Source organism: Erwinia sp. STN24 (genome assembly GCF_041320675.1).
Taxonomy (GTDB): Bacteria; Pseudomonadota; Gammaproteobacteria; order Enterobacterales; family Enterobacteriaceae; genus Erwinia; species Erwinia aeris.
This window is the reverse complement of sequence record NZ_JBGGPM010000001.1, coordinates 129,759-148,885: the sequence shown is the minus strand read 5'-3', so window position 1 is coordinate 148,885 and position 19,127 is coordinate 129,759. Positions and strand designations below refer to the sequence as shown.

The 19,127-nt window shown below is 55.4% G+C and carries 18 protein-coding genes; 7 read left to right on the top strand and 11 right to left on the bottom strand.

Going from position 1 to position 19,127, the window contains the following annotated elements:
• Window positions 1-35 precede the first annotated feature (35 nt).
• From rimK to ACA373_RS00715, 3 genes are read right to left on the bottom strand one after another with little or no spacing between them, the layout of a single operon-like run.
• Window positions 36-938, bottom strand: coding sequence for a 30S ribosomal protein S6--L-glutamate ligase (gene rimK, locus ACA373_RS00725; protein WP_253454752.1), 903 nt, complete (start codon window positions 936-938; stop codon window positions 36-38).
• A gap of 20 nt (window positions 939-958) precedes the next feature.
• Window positions 959-1,681 (bottom strand): oxygen-insensitive NADPH nitroreductase, encoded by a 723-nt coding sequence (nfsA, locus tag ACA373_RS00720; RefSeq protein WP_253454753.1) that lies wholly within the window; start codon window positions 1,679-1,681, stop codon window positions 959-961.
• Entirely contained in the window at window positions 1,665-1,949 is a 285-nt protein-coding gene (locus tag ACA373_RS00715; RefSeq protein ID WP_253454754.1) for a DUF1418 family protein, read from the bottom strand. The genes nfsA and ACA373_RS00715 overlap by 17 nt, the downstream gene beginning before the upstream one ends.
• 186 nt (window positions 1,950-2,135) lie before the next feature.
• On the opposite strand from ACA373_RS00715, the gene ACA373_RS00710 reads away from it, so the two are divergent.
• Window positions 2,136-2,399: a GrxA family glutaredoxin gene (locus ACA373_RS00710; protein WP_125288765.1), complete on the top strand. Its 264-nt coding sequence runs from the start codon at window positions 2,136-2,138 to the stop codon at window positions 2,397-2,399.
• Window positions 2,400-2,477: 78 nt separating this feature from the next.
• Here ACA373_RS00710 and ybjM read toward each other — a convergent pair whose 3' ends face one another.
• Window positions 2,478-2,846 carry an inner membrane protein YbjM gene (ybjM, locus tag ACA373_RS00705; protein ID WP_253454755.1) on the bottom strand — a complete coding sequence of 123 codons (369 nt, stop codon included), beginning with the start codon at window positions 2,844-2,846 and terminating at the stop codon, window positions 2,478-2,480.
• Window positions 2,847-3,109: 263 nt separating this feature from the next.
• Here ybjM and ACA373_RS00700 point away from each other — a divergent pair, with 263 nt between their 5' ends.
• The 3 genes from ACA373_RS00700 to ACA373_RS00690 all read left to right on the top strand — a co-directional run bounded on the left by ACA373_RS00700 (window position 3,110) and on the right by ACA373_RS00690 (window position 7,545).
• Window positions 3,110-4,795 carry an aspartate:alanine antiporter gene (locus ACA373_RS00700; RefSeq protein WP_253454756.1) on the top strand — a complete coding sequence of 562 codons (1,686 nt, stop codon included), beginning with the start codon at window positions 3,110-3,112 and terminating at the stop codon, window positions 4,793-4,795.
• A 385-nt stretch (window positions 4,796-5,180) separates the two neighbouring features.
• Window positions 5,181-5,786, top strand: a complete 606-nt coding sequence (ybjG, locus tag ACA373_RS00695; RefSeq protein WP_253461051.1) for an undecaprenyl-diphosphate phosphatase — start codon at window positions 5,181-5,183, stop codon at window positions 5,784-5,786.
• A 499-nt stretch (window positions 5,787-6,285) separates the two neighbouring features.
• A complete protein-coding gene (locus tag ACA373_RS00690) occupies window positions 6,286-7,545 on the top strand; it encodes an HAAAP family serine/threonine permease (RefSeq protein ID WP_253454757.1) in 1,260 nt (419 codons plus the stop codon).
• A 47-nt stretch (window positions 7,546-7,592) separates the two neighbouring features.
• On the opposite strand, the gene ACA373_RS00685 is transcribed toward ACA373_RS00690, so the two are convergent.
• Window positions 7,593-8,795, bottom strand: a complete 1,203-nt coding sequence (locus ACA373_RS00685) for a serine hydrolase (RefSeq protein WP_370733859.1) — start codon at window positions 8,793-8,795, stop codon at window positions 7,593-7,595.
• A 234-nt stretch (window positions 8,796-9,029) separates the two neighbouring features.
• Here ACA373_RS00685 and ACA373_RS00680 point away from each other — a divergent pair, with 234 nt between their 5' ends.
• Window positions 9,030-9,686 carry an HAD family phosphatase gene (locus ACA373_RS00680; protein ID WP_301729921.1) on the top strand — a complete coding sequence of 219 codons (657 nt, stop codon included), beginning with the start codon at window positions 9,030-9,032 and terminating at the stop codon, window positions 9,684-9,686.
• A gap of 45 nt (window positions 9,687-9,731) precedes the next feature.
• On the opposite strand, the gene ACA373_RS00675 is transcribed toward ACA373_RS00680, so the two are convergent.
• The gene (locus tag ACA373_RS00675) at window positions 9,732-10,844 is read right to left on the bottom strand and encodes a PQQ-dependent sugar dehydrogenase (RefSeq protein WP_301251245.1); all 1,113 of its coding nucleotides are present in this window, start codon (window positions 10,842-10,844) and stop codon (window positions 9,732-9,734) included.
• Window positions 10,845-11,045: 201 nt separating this feature from the next.
• Between ACA373_RS00675 and ACA373_RS00670 the strand changes: the two genes are divergently transcribed.
• Window positions 11,046-11,753 (top strand): phage antirepressor KilAC domain-containing protein, encoded by a 708-nt coding sequence (locus ACA373_RS00670; RefSeq protein WP_253454759.1) that lies wholly within the window; start codon window positions 11,046-11,048, stop codon window positions 11,751-11,753.
• Between the two features lie 655 nt (window positions 11,754-12,408).
• Window positions 12,409-13,257 carry a manganese catalase family protein gene (locus tag ACA373_RS00665; protein WP_253454760.1) on the top strand — a complete coding sequence of 283 codons (849 nt, stop codon included), beginning with the start codon at window positions 12,409-12,411 and terminating at the stop codon, window positions 13,255-13,257.
• Between the two features lie 47 nt (window positions 13,258-13,304).
• Here the strand turns inward: ACA373_RS00665 and ACA373_RS00660 are convergent, their stop codons facing one another.
• From ACA373_RS00660 to gsiA, 5 genes are all read right to left on the bottom strand, one after another.
• Entirely contained in the window at window positions 13,305-13,754 is a 450-nt protein-coding gene (locus ACA373_RS00660) for a DUF4385 domain-containing protein (protein WP_301729788.1), read from the bottom strand.
• A gap of 61 nt (window positions 13,755-13,815) precedes the next feature.
• The gene (gene gsiD / locus ACA373_RS00655; RefSeq protein WP_253454762.1) at window positions 13,816-14,721 is read right to left on the bottom strand and encodes a glutathione ABC transporter permease GsiD; all 906 of its coding nucleotides are present in this window, start codon (window positions 14,719-14,721) and stop codon (window positions 13,816-13,818) included.
• A gap of 9 nt (window positions 14,722-14,730) precedes the next feature.
• A complete protein-coding gene (gsiC, locus tag ACA373_RS00650; protein ID WP_253454763.1) occupies window positions 14,731-15,651 on the bottom strand; it encodes a glutathione ABC transporter permease GsiC in 921 nt (306 codons plus the stop codon).
• A 55-nt stretch (window positions 15,652-15,706) separates the two neighbouring features.
• Window positions 15,707-17,239, bottom strand: a complete 1,533-nt coding sequence (gene gsiB, locus ACA373_RS00645; RefSeq protein WP_253454765.1) for a glutathione ABC transporter substrate-binding protein GsiB — start codon at window positions 17,237-17,239, stop codon at window positions 15,707-15,709.
• A gap of 34 nt (window positions 17,240-17,273) precedes the next feature.
• The gene (gene gsiA, locus ACA373_RS00640) at window positions 17,274-19,127 is read right to left on the bottom strand and encodes a glutathione ABC transporter ATP-binding protein GsiA (protein WP_370733858.1); all 1,854 of its coding nucleotides are present in this window, start codon (window positions 19,125-19,127) and stop codon (window positions 17,274-17,276) included.

Sequence of the window (19,127 nt, the reverse complement as noted above, 5' to 3'; positions counted from 1 at the left end):
CCCCTGAACACCACGGCTGTGTAGTAAATATCAGGTCAACCGCCGGTTTTCAGACAGAAACCAGGCTTCGCCTGCTGCTCAATCCAGGCGATCATCTGCGTGGCGATATCCCTCCCCGTGGTCTTTTCGATGCCTTCCAGACCCGGTGAGGCATTAACCTCCATCACCAGCGGCCCGCGCTCGGCGCGTAAAATATCCACGCCCGCCACGTCCAGACCCAGCGTCGCCGCCGCGTGCACGGCAATCTCCCGCTCGCTGTCGGTGATCTCCACCCTGCGCGCTTTGCCGCCGCGATGCAGGTTCGAGCGGAACTCGCCTTCTTTGGCCTGCCGCTCAATAGCCGCCACTACCCTGCCGCCGATCACCAGGCAGCGGATATCCTTGCCTCTGGCTTCCTTGATAAATTCCTGCACCAGAATATGCGCGTTAAGGCCGCGGAAAGCGTCAATCACGCTTTCGGCCGCCTGACGCGTCTCCGCCAGCACCACGCCGATGCCCTGCGTGCCCTCCACCAGCTTGACGACCAGCGGCGCGCCACCCACCATCTCGATCAGATCGCTGGTATCGTCCGGCGAATGCGCAAAGCCCGTAATCGGCATGGGAATGCCTTCCCTGGCAAGCAGCTGCAAAGAACGCAGCTTGTCGCGCGCGCGGGTGATAGCGACCGATTCGTTAAGCGGATAGCTGCCGCAAACCTCAAACTGCCGCAAAACGGCCGTGCCGTAAAAGGTGATAGCCGGTCCAATACGCGGGATAACCGCATCATAATGGCTCAGCTGCCTGCCCTGGTAATGAATGGCCGACGATCCGGGATTGATATTCATATAGCAGGACAGCGGATCGATAACTTCAACGCTGTGACCGCGTAGCTGGGCGGCTGCCAGCAGCCGCTTGCAGGAATAGAGCGAGCCGTCCCGGGAAAGAATCGCTATTTTCACCCGATTTCTCCGAAAGGGTTTTAACGGGTTGCCCATCCCTGCTTATGCAGGTAATCAAGCATAAACGGACGACTTTCTTTGATAATGGTTTTCTGGATATGTTCGCTCCAGCTTTCACGCCGCGCGTTGCTTTCACGCGTCAGATAATACGCCTCGTGCTGGGCGTCATAAGCGGCCAGCGTGTCCGGGTCGATCGGCTGATAGCGATTCTCGTGAACCAGCATAGCGGCCGGCATGCGGGGTTTTAACTGCGGGATCTGCTCAGGCCAGCCCAGGCACAGCCCAAACAGCGGCAGCACGAACTTCGGCAGACCCAGCAGCTCGGTGACTTCGGCGATGCTGTTACGGATGCCGCCGATATAAACGCCGCCCAGCCCCAGCGATTCTGCGGCCACCAGCGCGTTTTGCCCCATCAGCGCGGTATCCACGCAGCCCAGCAGCAGCTGCTCCGCCAGGCCCAGCTGCGCTTCCGGACAGATCTGCTGATGACGGTTAAAATCGGCGCAAAAAACCCAAAACTCGGCGGCCTGGCCAACATATTTTTGTCCGCCGGTCAGCTCGACCAGCTTCTCACGCACCGCTTTGTCGGTGATGCGGATAATGGAAGAGCACTGCAAAAAGCTGGAGCTGGAAGCCGCCTGCGCGGCCGCGATAATCGCCGCTCGTTCAGCCTCGCCTATGGGCTGGTCAGTAAAAGATCGGATAGAACGGTGGGAGCAAAGTAGCTCAATGGTCGGCGTCATGCTTCTCTCCTGGTGAGGATTTTTCAGACAAGTTAAACAGCTCCGGCGCCATTGCTTTCGCCGTACGCCACATCATCACAATGGCGGCGGGCAGCATCATCATAAGGCCAACGATAAGCAGGATCGTGGCAGCAAAGGCTCCGGAAAAAGATGCAGGCAAGGGTAGCACCTGATGCAGCGCTAAGTAAGAGAGCAGCAGGATAATTCCGCCCAGCGCCTCGGCAATCAGCACTGGTTTAGGCATGTTACTGAAGGTTAAACCGCCCATACCGCCTCCGTCTCTGGGTGTTAAGCGTTCATACAGCGTAACCGGTTTATCTCTATATAGATGAAACGAATCGAAACGACAGGTAATTCCTTCTTTCTTTCACCTGCGGAAGTGGGCATGATAAGCGCCATTACATGATAAGTTGTGATGTACATCACACTAAATCTGACCTTTGAGGAGAACCCTATGTTTGCCGTAATTTTTGGACGTCCTGGCTGTCCTTATTGTGTCCGCGCTAAAGAACTGGCTGAAAAACTGACCGAAGAGCGTGAAGATTTTAACTTCCGCTACGTGGACATCCACGCTGAAGGCATCACCAAAGCCGATCTGGAAAAAACCGTGGGCAAACCGGTGGAAACCGTACCGCAGATTTTCCTCGACCAGACTCACATTGGCGGCTGCACCGATTTTGAAGCCTATGCCAAAGAAAACCTGGGCCTGTTCCAGTAAGACTTTCTGTTCCTGACTTTTGTTGGGATGATAAAAAAGAGGGCCGCCATGCGGCCCTCTTTTTTTTGCCTGCCGCGCTTAGCTGTGCGAATGCCAGAACAGCGTGCGGCAGAGCATAACGGCCAGCGCGCCGGAACCGCACCAGAATATCGCGCTGGTATCAAAAGCCAGCTCCTGCAACGGTGCGTGATAGTGCAGCGAATAGTAGTGCAGAAAAATCAGGCAAAGCGGCGTAGCCAGTAAAGCGCCCAATAACGCTATCGTCAGCGGGTGCTCTTTTGAGGTCAGCGCCGCGATAGCGCCCGGCAGAGTAAACATCAACAGGCCCGGCCTCGCCTGTGCCCAGGCCGTCCCCTCTATGACCATACCGTAACGTACCGCCAGAAAAACGATGCTGTAGAGAACAAAACTAAACGCTACGCTTGTCCAGGACATACCCTTAAACATAATAGGATCTTCTCTCGGTAATTGATGTTATCACCTGGCCGGAATGACGCCGGACTGATTTTCCCTGTTCTAAATAAACAAAAGCCATGGCTTTTACTGGCTGAAAAAGCGTGAAGCGATTAAAATGACGACCGTTTTATTTGGCTCTGGGCTGTAATTCGCGGAAATTCCTGAATGTTGCCGCTGCTCTGATGGCAGTGCAATAAATTTAGCGTAAAACACCCTTTAATTCAACATGTTACTAGTAAACAAGAAGTTAAACCGTGAATATAAACGTCGCAGATTTGTTAAGTGGAAATGACATTCTGTTATTATTCGTCGTACTGGCGCTCGGGCTCTGTCTGGGTAAATTACGCCTGGGTTCAGTCCAACTGGGTAATTCTATTGGCGTTTTAGTTGTTTCTCTTCTGCTTGGCCAGCAGCATTTTACGATGAATCCCAACGCCCTTAATCTCGGTTTTATGTTATTTATTTTTTGTGTGGGTGTGGAAGCCGGGCCGAATTTTTTCTCTATTTTCTTCCGCGACGGCAAAAATTATCTGATGCTGGCGCTGGTCATGGTTTCCAGCGCGGTGCTGATTGCGCTGGGGCTGGGCAAACTCTTTGGCTGGGATATCGGTCTGACCGCCGGTATGCTGGCAGGCTCCATGACGTCCACGCCGGTATTAGTGGGGGCTGGCGACACGCTGCGCCATACCTATCCCAGCGGTGCGATGCTGAGCCAGGCGCAGAACAACCTCAGCCTGGGCTATGCGCTGACCTACCTGGTCGGGCTGGTCAGCCTGATTTTCGGCGCACGCTATCTTCCCCGGCTTCAGCACCAGGATCTGCCGACCAGCGCGCAGCAGATTGCCCGTGAGCGTGGCCTGGATGCCGAACAGCGCAAGGTTTACCTGCCGGTGATCCGCGCCTATCGCGTAGGGCCGGAGCTGGTCGCCTGGATTGACGGTAAGAACCTGCGCGAGCTGGGCATCTATCGGCAAACCGGCTGCTATATAGAGCGTATCCGCCGCAACGGCATTCTTGCCAATCCTGACGGCGATGCCGTCCTGCAGCAGGGAGACGAGATTTCATTAGTGGGTTACCCGGATGCGCATTCCCGTCTTGACCCCAGCTTCCGCAACGGCAAAGAGGTGTTCGATCGCGATCTGTTGGATATGCGCATCATCACCGAAGAGATCGTGGTCAAAAACAATAACGCCGTGAACAGAAGGCTCAGCCAGCTCAAGCTGACGGATCACGGCTGCTTTCTGAACCGTGTGATCCGTAGCCAGATTGAAATGCCTATTGATGACAGCATTATTTTAAACAAAGGCGACGTGCTGCAAATCAGCGGTGAAGCGCGGCGGGTGAAGTCGGTGGCTGACAAAATCGGCTTTATTTCTATTCACAGCCAGGTTACCGATCTGCTGGCCTTTTGCGCCTTCTTTATTATCGGGCTGATGGTGGGCATGGTCACCTTTCAGTTCAGCCGCTTCAGCTTTAGCGTGGGCAACGCGGCTGGCCTGCTGTTCGCCGGGATCATGCTGGGCTTTCTGCGGGCGAACCATCCGACCTTTGGTTATATCCCGCAGGGCGCCTTAACGATGGTGAAAGAGTTTGGCCTGATGGTATTTATGGCGGGCGTAGGATTAAGCGCGGGCAGCGGTCTTTCGCACGGCATGGGCGATACCGGTCTGCTGATGCTGGCGGCCGGCCTGACGGTCAGCCTGCTGCCGGTGGTGATCAGCTTTGTTTTTGGCGCCTGGGTACTGAAAATGAACCGCGCCTTGCTGTTTGGCGCCATTATGGGCGCTCGCACCTGCGCGCCAGCCATGGAAATTATCAGCGACACGGCCCGCAGCAATATTCCGGCCCTCGGCTATGCGGGAACTTACGCTATCGCTAACGTCCTGCTCACGCTGGCCGGAACGTTAATCGTGCTGATCTGGCCAATGATGGGTGGCTAAAATAATTTCCGATTGTTTGCGAACTTTTGCTGGTGCCCGCAGTCATAATTAATGCCACTGCTTTTCTTTGAAATCCCCAGATTGTGGAGCCCGTTAATCTTATGATTGACGGGTTTTTTTCTTTTTGTTTTCCGCTGTTTCCTGCCCGTTCCCCTTTTTCTGTCCTCAATCCTTAACGAAACCACAACCGCTAACGGAATTAAGAGCGAGCCTATTTAACTTTTATTGGGCCGCTTCTACCTTATGCGGCTGCCTTCAGGGATGCCGTGACGGCCTGGCCGCCGCGCAAACCTCTGAGCAGATTGCGACACTTTAAGGCCTCACCGGCCCGTTTTTACTTTCAGGTACGTCAGGTACCGCTGAACGAGATGAGGAAATAACCATGCTGGAAGCGCTAAACCGGTCGCTGTTTCTCTGGATTAACGCCACGCCCGACACGCCCGCCTGGTTGATATCGCTGGCTACCCTGGTGGCTCGCGATCTGATCACCATTGTGCCCGTACTTATTGTCGCGCTGTGGCTGTGGGGGCCGAGAAGTCAGGTTGGCTCGCAGCGCCGGCTGGTCCTGAAAACCGCTATCGCTTTGGCCTGCGCCTTAACCGTATCCTGGCTGATTGGCAGCCTGTATCCTCATCCACGCCCCTTTGTTATCGGACTGGGCCATCAGTTTCTTGCGCACGACGCGACGGAATCCTATCCCAGCAATCACGGCACCATTATTTTCACTTTTGCCATCGCCTTTTTCTGCTGGCATCGCGCCTGGTCAGGTGTAGTGCTGCTGGCGGCCGGCCTGGCAATTGCCTGGTCACGCATCTTCCTGGGCGTTCACTGGCCAATGGATATGCTGGGCGGCCTGCTGTTGGGGATGCTTTCCTGCCTGGTGGCGCAGGTTACGTGGCATTTTTGCGGCCGTCGCTTATTGCATAATATTTCTTCGCTTTACCGACTCTTGTTTGCTTTCCCTATTCGCAAAGGCTGGGTGCGTGAATAATACTTTGCCAGGTTAAGTGTAATAATCAGGCCGAAGCAACGGCTTACATTATCGACACAATATTGCGCAACAGGCCGAAATAATAAACGCCTTTTATTCGTCCGTTGCGCAAACGAATAAAATTACCCCTACGCATTGAAGCTTAATTTTTAAGTTGTTGATTTATTTATATAAAACTCATAAATACTGTAAATGCTCGTGAGAGAGCATTATTTAACCAATCGCGCAGCGGCCAGATTTAGTTTTAATGACTATAGTAACCGCTTCCACTCAGCACTTCTTATGGTGCTCACCTTTCCATTCAGACGATCGCGCTATAAATACGCAAAGTAATCCCTTTATCTGAGATCTGTGCCTTCTAATTTTCCCTTTCTTCTTCTTTTTCTGGTGATAGAGTGTTGCTCGCCTCAGCCAGAGTAGTTAATTACGCTGACGAGCGCCGTTTTCCTGCTTTACGTTCAGGTTATTTAGCTCACTATTTTCAACCGGGAGATTGTCAATGGAATCCACTAAAACGGCTACGCTGCCGTCAACGGACGCGTCGACAGAGTGGCGCAAAAGCGACACCACGTGGATGCTCGGCCTGTACGGCACGGCTATCGGCGCTGGCGTGCTGTTTTTACCGATCAATGCCGGTATCGGCGGGCTGATTCCTCTGCTTATTATGGCGGCTCTCGCTTTTCCTATGACTTTTTTCGCTCATCGCGGTCTCTGTCGCTTTGTACTCTCCGGACGCGGCGATCGGGATATTACCGGCGTGGTGGAAGAACATTTCGGCGCGGGCGCGGGCACGCTGCTTACCCTGCTCTATTTCTTTGCTATCTATCCTATCCTGCTGGTTTATAGCGTGGCTATCACCAACACCGTCGAGAGCTTTATCACCCATCAGCTTCATTTGTCGCCGCCGCCCAGAGTGCTGCTGTCGCTGATTTTGATTGCGGGTTTGATGGCAATCGTGCGCTTCGGCAAAGAGACCATCGTTAAAACCATGAGCGTGCTGGTTTATCCTTTTGTCCTGGTGCTGATGGCGCTGGCGCTATTTTTGATCCCACACTGGAACAGCACGATTTTTCATCATGCGGAAGGCAGCAGCAAGGGCCTGTGGATGACGCTCTGGCTGGCTATCCCGGTCATGGTGTTTTCTTTTAATCATTCACCGATTATTTCAGCTTTTGCGGTAGCAAAGCGTCAGGAATATGGCGATAACGCGGCAAAAAAGTGCGCGCGCATTCTGGCCCGCAGTCATCTGATGATGGTAGTGACGGTGATGTTTTTCGTCTTCAGCTGTGTGCTTAGCCTGTCGCCGGAAAACCTGGCGGAAGCGAAAGAGCAGAACATCTCTATTCTTTCTTATCTGGCTAACCATTTTAATACCCCGCTGATGGGCTGGCTTGCGCCGCTGATCGCGATGGTCGCTATCACCAAATCGTTTCTGGGCCACTATCTGGGCGCGCGCGAAGGCTTTAACGGCCTGATCGCCAGGACTTTCCGCCAGCCGCCGGCGGAAAACAAACTGAACCGGATAACGGCAGTCTTTATGTTTCTGACCACCTGGCTGGTAGCAACCAAAAACCCCAGCATTCTGGGGATGATTGAAACGCTGGGCGGGCCTGTAATTGCCGTGCTGCTTTTCCTGATGCCGATGTACGCGATTAACAAGGTGCCGTCGATGCGCCAGTACAGCGGGAAAATCAGCAACGTATTTGTGGTGCTGACAGGCCTGATCGCCATTTCGGCTATCGCTTACGACCTGTTCTGATCAGGGATGCGCCACGGATGGCGCCGTAGCATGTCGATATTAAGCGCTTAGCCTAACCATTTGCCGAACCAGCCTTGCAGCTTCATCAGCACAAAGTCCCACATCCGGCCAAACACGCTTCCCTCTTTTACCTCATCCATCGCCACCAGCGGACGTTGCTCAATAGTTTTACCGTTCAGCTGAAAATCAATGGTGCCGACGATCTGATTTTTCTTTAACGGCGCCGTCAGCTGCGGCTCGTTGAGCGTAAAGCTCGCTTTCAGCTCCTTTGCCCGATCTTTTGGCAAGGTTATCGCTGCATCTTCCGCCACGCCCAAACGCACCTCTTTCCGATCCCCGAACCAGACCCGCTGCGAAGCAAAGGGTTTGTCGGCTTTTATCGGCGTGATAGTTTCGTAAAAACGGAAACCCCACGTCAGCAGTTTTTCGCTTTCGCGAAAGCGTATGGCGTCGGTTGCTGCGCCCAGCACCACGGAGATCAGCCGCTGTTCTCCTTGCGTCGCTGAAGCGACCAGGTTGTTTCCCGCCCCGGCGGTATGGCCGGTTTTGATGCCGTCTACCTGCAGATTTGTGCTCCACAGCAGACGGTTACGATTGTGCTGTTTGATATTATTGAACGTGAATTCTTTCTCTTTATGCAGCGCGTATTCCGCCAGCACGTCGCGGATCAAAGCCTGGCCAAGCAGCGCCATATCACGGGCGGTGCTGTACTGGCCGTCTGCATCCAGCCCGTGCACGGTTTTAAAATGCGTGTTTTTTAGCCCCAGCGCCTGGACGTAATTGTTCATCAGCCCCACAAAGGCGTCCTGGCTTCCCGCCACGTAATCCGCCAGCGCGATGCTGGCATCGTTGCCGGACTGGATCACCACGCCTTTGTTCAGTTCGGCGACGGGAATGCGATCGCCCGGCTTTAAAAACATCAGCGAAGAGCCTTTCAGTATAGGGTTACCGGTAGCCCAGGCATCCTGGCCGATGGTGACCAGATCGTCATCGTGAATTTTTCCCGCTTTCATCGCCTGTCCAATAACATAGCTGGCCATGATTTTGGTCAGGCTGGCCGGATCGTGGCGCTCGTCCGCATTGGATGCGGTTAGTACCTTACCGCTGTAGTAGTCCATCAGGATCCAGGCTTTGGCCTCAACCTGTGGCGGCACAGGGGCTTCCGCTGCGCGGCTGCTAAAAGAGGCCACGAGCAACAAAACAGGGAGCGTGGCAGCGTGAATTCCGGCGGAGAGGCGCATCATGGTCATGGCGGTTTCTGGCTATCCTTATGAAAAATAAAAGCTTGTCGCATTTACGGGCGAAGGGTCTTTTACGCTAGCGTTTATGGCCGCTAAAAAGAACCTTGATTCAGTAAAGTTTTTTAAAATTTATTAGAGAAACTCACCGCGCCACAGGGGCGTTAGTCTGATTTTGCAGCAGGCTGTTAAGTCCGTCACAAAACTCCGCTAATCTGAATTCAGTCTCTTGGTGGAGTCAACATGATGGATTTAGCCCTGTTCGATCTTGATGAAACGCTTATTTGCGAAGACAGCGCCAGCCTGTGGTGCCGCTGGCTGGTTTCGCAAGGGTATGCGCCGGCCGTGCTGGTAGAGCAGGAAAGAGCGCTAATGGCTCGTTATCGTGAGGGCCTGCTGTCGGCAGAGGAGTATATGCAGGCGACGCTAACGCCGCTGGCAGGCATGGGTACGCTTACCGTTGCCGGCTGGGTCAGGCGCTTTATTCAGCGCGATATCCTGCCTCGCCTCTATCCTGCCGCGCGCGAAAAGCTGGCATGGCACCAGCAGCGTGGCGATAAAGTGATGGTGATGTCGCCAGGCGGCGACCATCTGGCGACGCCTATCGCGCAGCAGCTTGGCGCAGATGGCGCGCTGGCTGTCGGCGTGGAGATCGTCAACGATCGCTACAGCGGCCGCCCCTGCAGCGTAGGCAATAACGGCAGGGATGCGACGGCCAGACTGACGGACTGGCTGGCGCTAGAGGATGACGCGCGGTTTACGCAAATCTGGGCCTATAGCGATTCCATTAACGATCTGCCGCTGCTGGAACGTGCCGATCGCGCCCACGTTATTAATCCAGCAGAGCCGCTCTATCAGCTGGCGCTACAGCGCGGCTGGGAAGTGTGCCGCTGGATAAAATAGCGGGCTGCCCTCGCTTTCCCTGGTAAACCGGCCCCTCGGCCGGTTTTATTTCGGCGCAATGCGCAGCAGTTTGCCGTCTGTTTCATCCGTTAATACGTACAAATAGCCGTCAGGGCCGGTGCGCACGTCCCGAATGCGCTCGCCGCGATCCTTAAGCAGGCGGGCCTGCTCCGTCACCTTTTCGCCATCCACGGTCAGATGGATAAGACTTTTGTCTTTCAGCGCGCCGATAAAGAGCGAGTTTTTCCATGCCGGAAAGCGATCGCCCTGATAAAACGCCATTCCGCTGAGCGCAGGCGAAACCTTCCAGTAAAGCTGCGGCTGAACCGTATTCGGTGCTTCGCCGCCCTGAGAACCGGGCACTTTGTCGCCGCCATAATCTATGCCCCAGGTCGCCAGCGGCCAGCCGTAGTTTTCTCCCTTACGCAGAAGATTAATCTCATCGCCGCCGCGCGGGCCGTGCTCATTTTCCCACATTTCCCGCGTCGTCGGATTCAGCGCCAGCCCCTGCGGATTGCGCATGCCGTATGTCCAGATTTCAGGCCGTGCGTCCTTTTGCTGCACAAATGGATTATCTTCAGGCACGCTGCCATCCGCTTTCAGCCGCACAATTTTGCCGGTAAGCGTTTTAAGATCCTGCGCCGTCGCGGCCTGGAAATTATCGCCAAAGCTGATGTAGAGATAGCCTTTGTCATCAAAAGCCAGCCGTGAACCTAAGTTGGCGCCGCCTGAGAGTTTCGGTTCCTGACGCAGTACAACGCGAAAACTCTCAAGCCCGGTATGGGCTGTATTCAGCCTGCCATAACCTACAACCGCGCCGGCACGTCCCTCTTTATCTGCTTCCGTATAGCTGAGCCAGACCCGACGGCTTTGCGCAAAATCAGGCGCCAGCGCGATATCCAGCAGGCCGCCCTGTCGTTCGGCCCAGACCTTGGGGACGCCTGTCAGCGGCGCCGACAGCCCCTTTCCCTGCTGCCACAGGCGCAGCTGCCCGCCGCGTTCGGTGATCAGCAATCCCTGCTCCTCCGGCAGGAAGGCGATGCCCCAGGGATGATCTAATCCTTTTTGGAGTTCGGTCACGGTAACTTCTTCGGCCACAGCCGTTCCCATGGTCAAAAGCGAGGCGCTCAGCAGGCAAGTTTGCAGCAGTCGGGACATACTTTTTCTCCAGATAAAAGGGGCTGAAATAACTCTAGTGGAGATGCTTTTCAGGCGGGCTACCTTTACAAAAATTCAAAATTGATAGCAGATTCAATTAACTCGATCGCTTAAAAAAAGTACTGGATATTTAAACAGGCAACTGTATAATATTTCTACTGCCCGCTCGGGTGTCTTTTGAAAAGCTTGGGGGTAAAACCTATGATGATTTCGACAGAAAACCTCAGCTCGCTGAATCAATCGGTCACGATGAGCAGCCGGGAAATCGCTCAGTTAGCTGGTATTCCGCACGGCGAAGTAAAACGGCTGATCAAAACGCTGGAAACCACCCAGCGTCTTTCTCAACCGCTGACGATTGGTGTTTACGAGCGTGACGGCGAAACGCGTCAGGAGTATTGCCTGAACAAGCGCGATTCGTTACTGGCTGTGGCGCGTCTTGCGCCCGCGTTTATCACCCAGGCGCTGGACAGCTGGCAGGAACGCGAGAGAAGTACTCGCCTGCCGGATTTCACCAATCCCGCAGCGGCGGCGCGTGCCTGGGCCGAACAGTTTGAACAGCGCCAGGCAGCCGAGCAGCAGCTTGCCCTTTTCGCCCCAAAGGCGGAGTTTTTTGACCGCTTTGTGCAGGTGGAAGATTCGCTGGGTTTTCGCCAGCTCTGCAAAATGCTGAAGGTGAAAGAACCTGAATTCCGTCAGTTCCTGTTTGAACGCAATATTATGTACCGCGCCAACGGCACGCTGATGCCGCAGCAGCACCATGTGCAGGCGGGCTACTTTACGGTGCGCACCAGCGTAGGCGAGAACCTGCACGCCTTTTCACAGGCGCGCTTTACTGCTAAAGGCGTGAAATGGGTGACTAACCTGTGGGCAGCGCATCTTGCTGCACAGCCAAAAGGCGCAGCGGCATAACAGCAGTAATCGGCCATGGACTGGCTGGGTTATAGCGTGTTGTCACTCTGATCGGGTGGCTGATGTTCCGGCTAAAATAATCCGCAGCACGCCTGCTTTCAGAGCTGTTGTTTATGCGGAGGCTATCCCTTCCGCTTGTCGGTTATTCCGCCTGGAGCCCGGTACAGTTGGGCGGCTTTAAGAGCCGTCTTTTATGCTGAGGCTAACCCTCCTGATTGCCGGTTATGCTATCTGATATCCTGTCTTAAACCCGGTACCGGTAATCGGCTTTCAGAACCATCGTTTATGCTATGACTCTCCCTTCCGCCTGACAGTTTCCTGCCTGAAACCGGCTGCAGTTAGTTATATGGATAAAACTCGTTGCCTGTTGTAGCTGACCGCTGTTAATCATCCCGCCTGAAGATTTGTGACGCGCTGCAGGCTTCAGAAAAGTCTGTTTTTGCGGGGAGGCTTATCTGGAGTATTCCGTTCGGTTTTAAGCGCTTTTCAGCGCCATGCCTGCTTTCCGCCACGTTTTGACGCGCGCTGTATCTGCTTGTTTTCTGGGCATCCGGTGTGGGTAAATGAGAATCTATCGTGTTTGCCTTCCCATTTTTACCAATTTCTACCAGGCTTATTGCGTTGCTTAACTAACGTAATCTACCAGGAGGAAAACATGTTTCATCATTCATCGAAACTGCAATATCCGGTAAAAGTCGACAAGCCCGATCCAGAATTTGCCATGCTGTTGCAGCAGGCCATCGGCGGTGTCGAAGGGGAAATACGCGTTGCTATGCAATATTTTTTCCAGGCGATGGGGACTCGCGGCGATCCACGCATTAAAGATTTGCTGATCTCCACCGCTACCGAAGAGCTGGCTCATATCGAAATGCTTGGTCACGCCGTCGCGCTTAACCTTGAAGGCGCACCGCTCTCCTATCAGGAAGAGTCGGCAAAGGATCCGGTAGTTAACGCTATCCTGGGCGGCATGAATCCGCGTCATATTCTGTCGTCAGGCCTGGCGGCCATGCCCGTCAACGCCAACGGGATGTCTTTTGATATGAGTCACATTTACGCTTCCGGCAACGTCGCTGCGGATATGCTGGCTAACGTTACCGCAGAGGCTACCGGCCGCGTACTGGCAACCCGCCTGTATAACCTGACGGAAGACAAAGGCATGAAGGATTTCCTCTCTTTCCTGATTGCCCGCGATACCATGCACCAGCAGCAGTGGCTGGCGGTAATTGAGGATATGGGCGGTATCGGTGCGTCTATGCCTGTTCCGAACAGCTTCCCGCAGTCGGAGGAGGCGCAGGAGCACTCTTATTACTGTCTGAACACTTCGCTGGATAAACCGCTGCCGAAAGGCCGCTGGAGTGAAGGCCCGGCCTACGACGGCGTAGGGCAGTTTACCGCGAAAGAGAAACCGGACATCCTGGGACAGGAACCTATCCTTGGCCCGGCCAGACCGGGTTCCGGCGCGCAGAAAGAACAGATCCAGCCGGGCGCTCCGCTGGAAAAATAATGCTGTATTCAGGCCGCTTAACTGCGGCCTTTTAACGTTTAACCGCGTTAGCCATATTTCGCCTGATGGGCTTTTTTACGTTTCAGGTAATCTTCGTCCTCACGGATCTTATCCCACCAGACTTTAAAAATAGCCGCCGCTTCCGCTTTCTCTTCATTCACGTGATAAGGCAGTACCTGCCGATCTTCGTCATATTTGCGGCCGCCTTTATGATTGGCGTAGCGCCTGGCTCGCGTATAGCCCATCTGAATAAATTTTCGCGCCATGTCCATACCGACAAAATCATCTTTTGCACGGTACTCTTCGAACAGCGCCATAATTTTTTTAGCCGAGGCTTCCGCAATGGCGGGCGTTCTGAAACGCCAGTGCGGTAATATTTCGCCTTTATAAGGCTCGACCATCAGGACGCCCTGTTCACCGCGCCCAACCTGATAAAGCTCAGGATGCTGACGAAAATCGATGGTTTTAAAATCCTGCTCGTAATCAAATTCCTTCACGGCCCACCTCTGGGTAAAGAGGTAAGCCTGGCACAGGAAAAGAAAAAGACGCCAGCACGGCTCAGTTTTTCAGTTTAGGATCCAGCGCGTCGCGCAGCCCGTCGCCCAGCAGATTAAATGCCAGCACGGTCAAAAAGATGGCGAGACTGGGGAAAATCGCCACGTGCGGCGCCATCACCATATCCGCGCGCGCTTCGTTCAGCATCGCGCCCCATTCCGGCGTCGGCGGCTGCGCGCCCAGCCCCAGAAAAGAGAGGCTGGCGGCGGTAATAATCGAGGTGCCGATACGCATGGTAAAATAGACCACCACAGAGGAGAGCGTACCCGGCAGAATATGGCGCAGGATAATAGTGACATCTGAAGCGCCAATGCTTCTGGCGGATTCAATGTATGTCATCTGTTTCAACACCAGCGTGTTACCGCGCACCAGACGCGCAAAGGCAGGAATACTGAAAATAGCCACGGCGATAACCACGTTCGCCATGCCGCTGCCCATAATAGCGACCACGGCAATCGCCAGTAAAATTCCGGGGAAAGCGAACAGCACGTCGCTGATGCGCATAATAATGCGATCCCACCAGCCTTCATAATAGCCCGCCAGCAACCCCAGCACCGTACCGATGGCCGCGCCGATCGCTACCGAAAAAAAGCCGGAAATCAGCGATAAGCGTGTTCCCAGCAGCACGCGGCTAAAAATATCGCGGCCCAGCGAATCGACGCCGAACCAGTGCATCGCCGATGGCCCTTCCGTCAGGCGATCGTAATCAAAGTAGTTTTCCGCGTCGAAGGGCGCCAGCCAGGGCGCCACAAAGGCAACCGCAATCAGCAGGATAATAAAGAGGCCGGCCGTCATCGCCACCGGCTGGCGACGAAAGCGCCGCCAAAATTCCCGCCACGGCGTGCGTACGCGATGCTGTTTTATCGTTGGCATCGCGGCCAGGGCCGCGCTACGTCGCCAGTTTTTCATCGCCCGTCCTTATTTGTAGCGAATAGTCGGGTTAATCGCCGCGTACAGCATATCGACAACCAGGTTAATAAGAATAAATTCCAGTGAAAACAGCAATACTTCGGCCTGTACCACGGGGTAGTCGCGCATTTCTACCGAATCCACCAGCAGGCGCCCCAGTCCCGGCCAGTTGAACACCACCTCCACCACAATCGATCCGCCCAGCAAAAAGCCGAACTGTAGGCCCATCATGGTGACGACCGGGATCATCGCGTTGCGCAGGCCATGCTTGATCACCACCCACGTTTCGCGCACGCCTTTCGCCCGCGCGGTACGCATGTAATCTTCCTGCATCACCTCCACAAAAGAGGCGCGGGTAAAACGGGCCATCACTGCGGCAACGGCCGCACCCAAAGTGATGGAAGGCAGAATATAGTTGCGCCAGCCATCCGCGCCGACGGTAGGCAGCCAGCCCAGTTCCACGGAGAAGATTTGCATCAGCAGCATGCCCAGCGCGAAGGCGGGAAAAGAGATGCCGGAAACGGCCAGCGTCATGCCGATACGATCCGGCCAGCGATTGCGCCAGACGGCCGAGACGATGCCGATAGTCATGCCGAAAATCACTGACCAGACCATGCTGCTTAGCGTCAGCCACAGCGTGGGCAGAAAACGCTGGGCGATTTCCGCCGAAACAGGCCGACGGGAAACCATCGACTGACCAAAATCGCCCCGTATCGCCTGGCTGATAAAATGCCAGAACTGCTGAATCAGCGGCTGATCCAGGCCCAGCTGCTGGCGTACCAGCGCCACGACGGTGGCGTCCGCTTCCGGCCCGGCCACCAGCCTGGCCGGATCGCCCGGCAGCATATGCACAAACAGAAAGACCAGCACCGCCACGATAAGCAAAGTGGGGATCAGGCCCAGCAGTCGTTTAATAAAATAGTTAAGCATAGGTTTCCTGACACGTTCACGGCGGCGCCCGCCACACCTGGCGCCGCCGGAGCGGTTACTTCAGATCGGCCTCTTCAAAGCTGAACGAAGTATCCGGCATGACATAAAAGCCCGTCAGGTTTTTGGTATTGGCTGAAACCAGCTTTTCCACCACCAGCGGCGCCCACGGGCGATCGTTCCAGATGCGATCCTGCGCGTCTTTATAGAGCGAGGCTTTCTTCTGAGCGTCGGTGGTGTTTAGCGCATCGGCTAAATCTTTATCCACCTGCGGATTGCTGTAGAAAGCGGTATTGAAAATCGTCGGCGGCCAGGACTGCGTGGCGAACAGCGGCGTCAGCGCCCAGTTGGCTTCGCCCGTCGAGGCGCTCCAGCCGGTATAGAACATTTTCACGCCGCTCTCTTTCTGCCCTTTATCCTCAACCTGTGCCGCGCGCTGGCCGGCATCCATGGCGGTGACCGTAACTTTAATGCCTACCTGCGCCAGCTGCTGCTGGGTGAACTGCAACACTTTCTGCGCCGTGCTGTGGTTATGCGAAGACCACAGCGTGGTGCTGAAGCCGTTCGGATAGCCCGCTTCTTTCAGCAGCTCGCGCGCTTTCGCCGGGTTGTACGCCAGCGGCGGATAGCTTTGCGCATACTGAATCGATGGCGGCACGATGCCCGTGGCCGGCGTGGCGTAACCGGCAAAGGCGACCTTCACCAGCGCCTGGCGATTGATGGCGTAGTTGATGGCCTCGCGCACTTTGGGATTATCAAACGGCTTCTGCGTGACGTTAAAACTGATATAGCGCTGCATGATGGAAGGCGTAGCCACCAAATCTAATTTGCTGTTTTTTTCCAGCAGCTTGGCCTGCTCGTAAGGCACCGGGAAAGCCAGATTCGCCTCGCCGGTTTGCAGCATGGCCGCACGGGTATTGTTATCCACTACCGGCCGCCAGGTAATGCTGTCCAGCTTCGGATAGCCAGCCTGCCAGTAGCCCGCAAATTTTTTCACCTTTACAAAATCGGTCTGGTTCCAGGTTTCCAGCTCGTACGGGCCGGTGCCCACCGGGTGGAAGCCGATCTCTTTGCCATATTTTTTCAGCGCAGTTGGTGAAATCATCGCCGCTGCCGGGCTGGCAAGCGTGTTGATAAAAGCGGAGAACGGCTGTTTCAGGGTAATTTTCACGGTAGTGGGATCGATCACTTCCGTGGTCGCCACCGACTTAAACAGGTTGTAGCGCTTGAGGTGATTATCAGGGTTGCTGGCGCGATCCAGATTCACCTTCACCGCTTCAGCGTTGAAATCGGTACCGTCCTGGAACTTGATGCCGCTGCGCAGTTTAATGGTGTAGGTCAGGCCGTCCTTGCTGGCGTCAAAACTCTCCGCCAGCACGTTAATCCGCTTCATCTCTTTATCAAAGCCGAACAGGCCCTGATAGAAAGATTTGGCGACCGCCTGCGACAGCGTGTCGTTGGCGTCATAAGGATCGAGCGTGGTGAAATTAGAGCCAACGGCGATCACCGCATCTTTTGCCGCCCAGGCCGGGATCGCCGTCAGGCTGCTCAGGATCCCGGCAGCCAACAGCAGCTTGCGTTCAATAATCATGCTTTTTCTCCAGTGATTTTGTTATGCAGCATATTCAGACGCCGCCGACGGCATGACGGGCAACATAGTGCCCCGCGCCGACTTCTACCAGCGGCGCGACTTCAGGCTCTTCGCCGATAGCCCGAATCGGGCTGGGTATCTCATCCGCCAGCAGCGCCCGTTCGCGACGGCGATGCTGCGGATCGGCTACCGGCACGGCAGACATTAATTTACGCGTATAGGGATGCTGGGGATTTTCGAATACCGCCTGGCGCGAACCTATCTCAACGATCTGCCCGAGGTACATCACCGCCACGCGGTGGCTGATCCGTTCCACTACCGCCATATCGTGAGAGATAAACAGAAAGGCGATGCCAAACTCCCGTTGCAGATCCATCATCAGATTGACGATTTGCGCTTGTACCGACACGTCCAGCGCCGAGACGGATTCATCAGCAATCACCACTTTAGGATTGAGCGCCAGCGCTCGCGCAATGCAGATACGCTGGCGCTGGCCGCCGGAAAACTCGTGCGGATAGCGCCGGGCATGTTCCGGCAGCAGGCCGACGCGCTCCAGCAGCCAGGCCACGCGCGCCTCGGCCTCTTTGCCTTTCGCCACGCCGTGCACCAGCAGCGGCTCCATAATAGAAAAGCCAACCGTCAGACGTGGATCGAGCGAAGCGTAGGGATCCTGAAAGATAAACTGAATATCGCGCCGCAGATGAGAAAGCGCCGCGCCGGTAAGGTTGTCGATGCGCTGGCCGTTAAAGGTGATGGTGCCGCCCTGGCTGGCGACCAGCCGCAGCAGCGAACGACCGGTGGTGGATTTCCCACAGCCCGATTCGCCAACCAGCGCCAGCGTTTCACCCGCGCGCAGATCGAAACTGACCTTTTCCACGGCATGAACGCGCCGCGTGACGCGATTCAGAATGCCGCTGCGTATATCGAAACGCGTCACTAAATCCCGCACCTGAAGCACCGGAGGCGCGTCGTTCACCACGGTATCCTGTTTTTCCTGCGCCGTTTCGCTGTCGGCCGTTAACAATGGAAAACGAGCCGGGAAAGGCCTGCCCCGCATCGCGCCCAGCTTAGGCACCGCGGCCAGTAGCGCTTTGGTATAATCCTGCTGCGGATGCTGAAAAATGGCCTCAACCGGCCCGGTTTCTACCACGTCGCCGCGATACATCACCTGCACGCGATCGGCCATTTCCGCCACCACGCCCATATCATGGGTGATGAAAATAACGCCCATCTGCATCTCTTTTTGCAGTACGCGGATCAGCTGTAAGATTTGTGCCTGAATGGTGACGTCCAGCGCCGTGGTGGGTTCGTCGGCAATCAGCAGCGCCGGACGGCAGGAGAGCGCCATCGCAATCATCACCCGCTGACGCATGCCGCCGGAAAGCTGATGCGGAAAGCGGCCCAGCACGTTTTTGGCCTCCGGGATGCGCACCAGATCCAGCATCCGTTCGGCTTCCTTCAGCGCCTCGCGGTGGCTTTTACCCTGATGCAGAACAATCGATTCCGCGATCTGATCGCCGACGGGAAAGACCGGGTTAAGCGAGGTCATCGGTTCCTGAAAAATCATCGCCATATCCGCGCCGCGTACTCTGCGCAGCCCCGACTGCGGCGTGCGCAGCAGATCGATCGCTTCGCCGTTGCGGCGCCGGAGCCAGATTTCGCCGCTGTCGATGCGTCCCCCGCCCTGCTCCACCAGCCGCATCAGCGCCAGCGAGGTGACGGATTTTCCCGAGCCGGATTCGCCTACTATCGCCAACGTTTCGCCACGCTGCACCTCAAGCGAAAGGTTTTTCACCGCCTGCACGGTGTCGCCTTCCTGCGCAAAGCTGACGCTCAAGTTTTTGACCGACAAAACCTGTCCGGCGGACAGATCGGATCCACTGGCCAT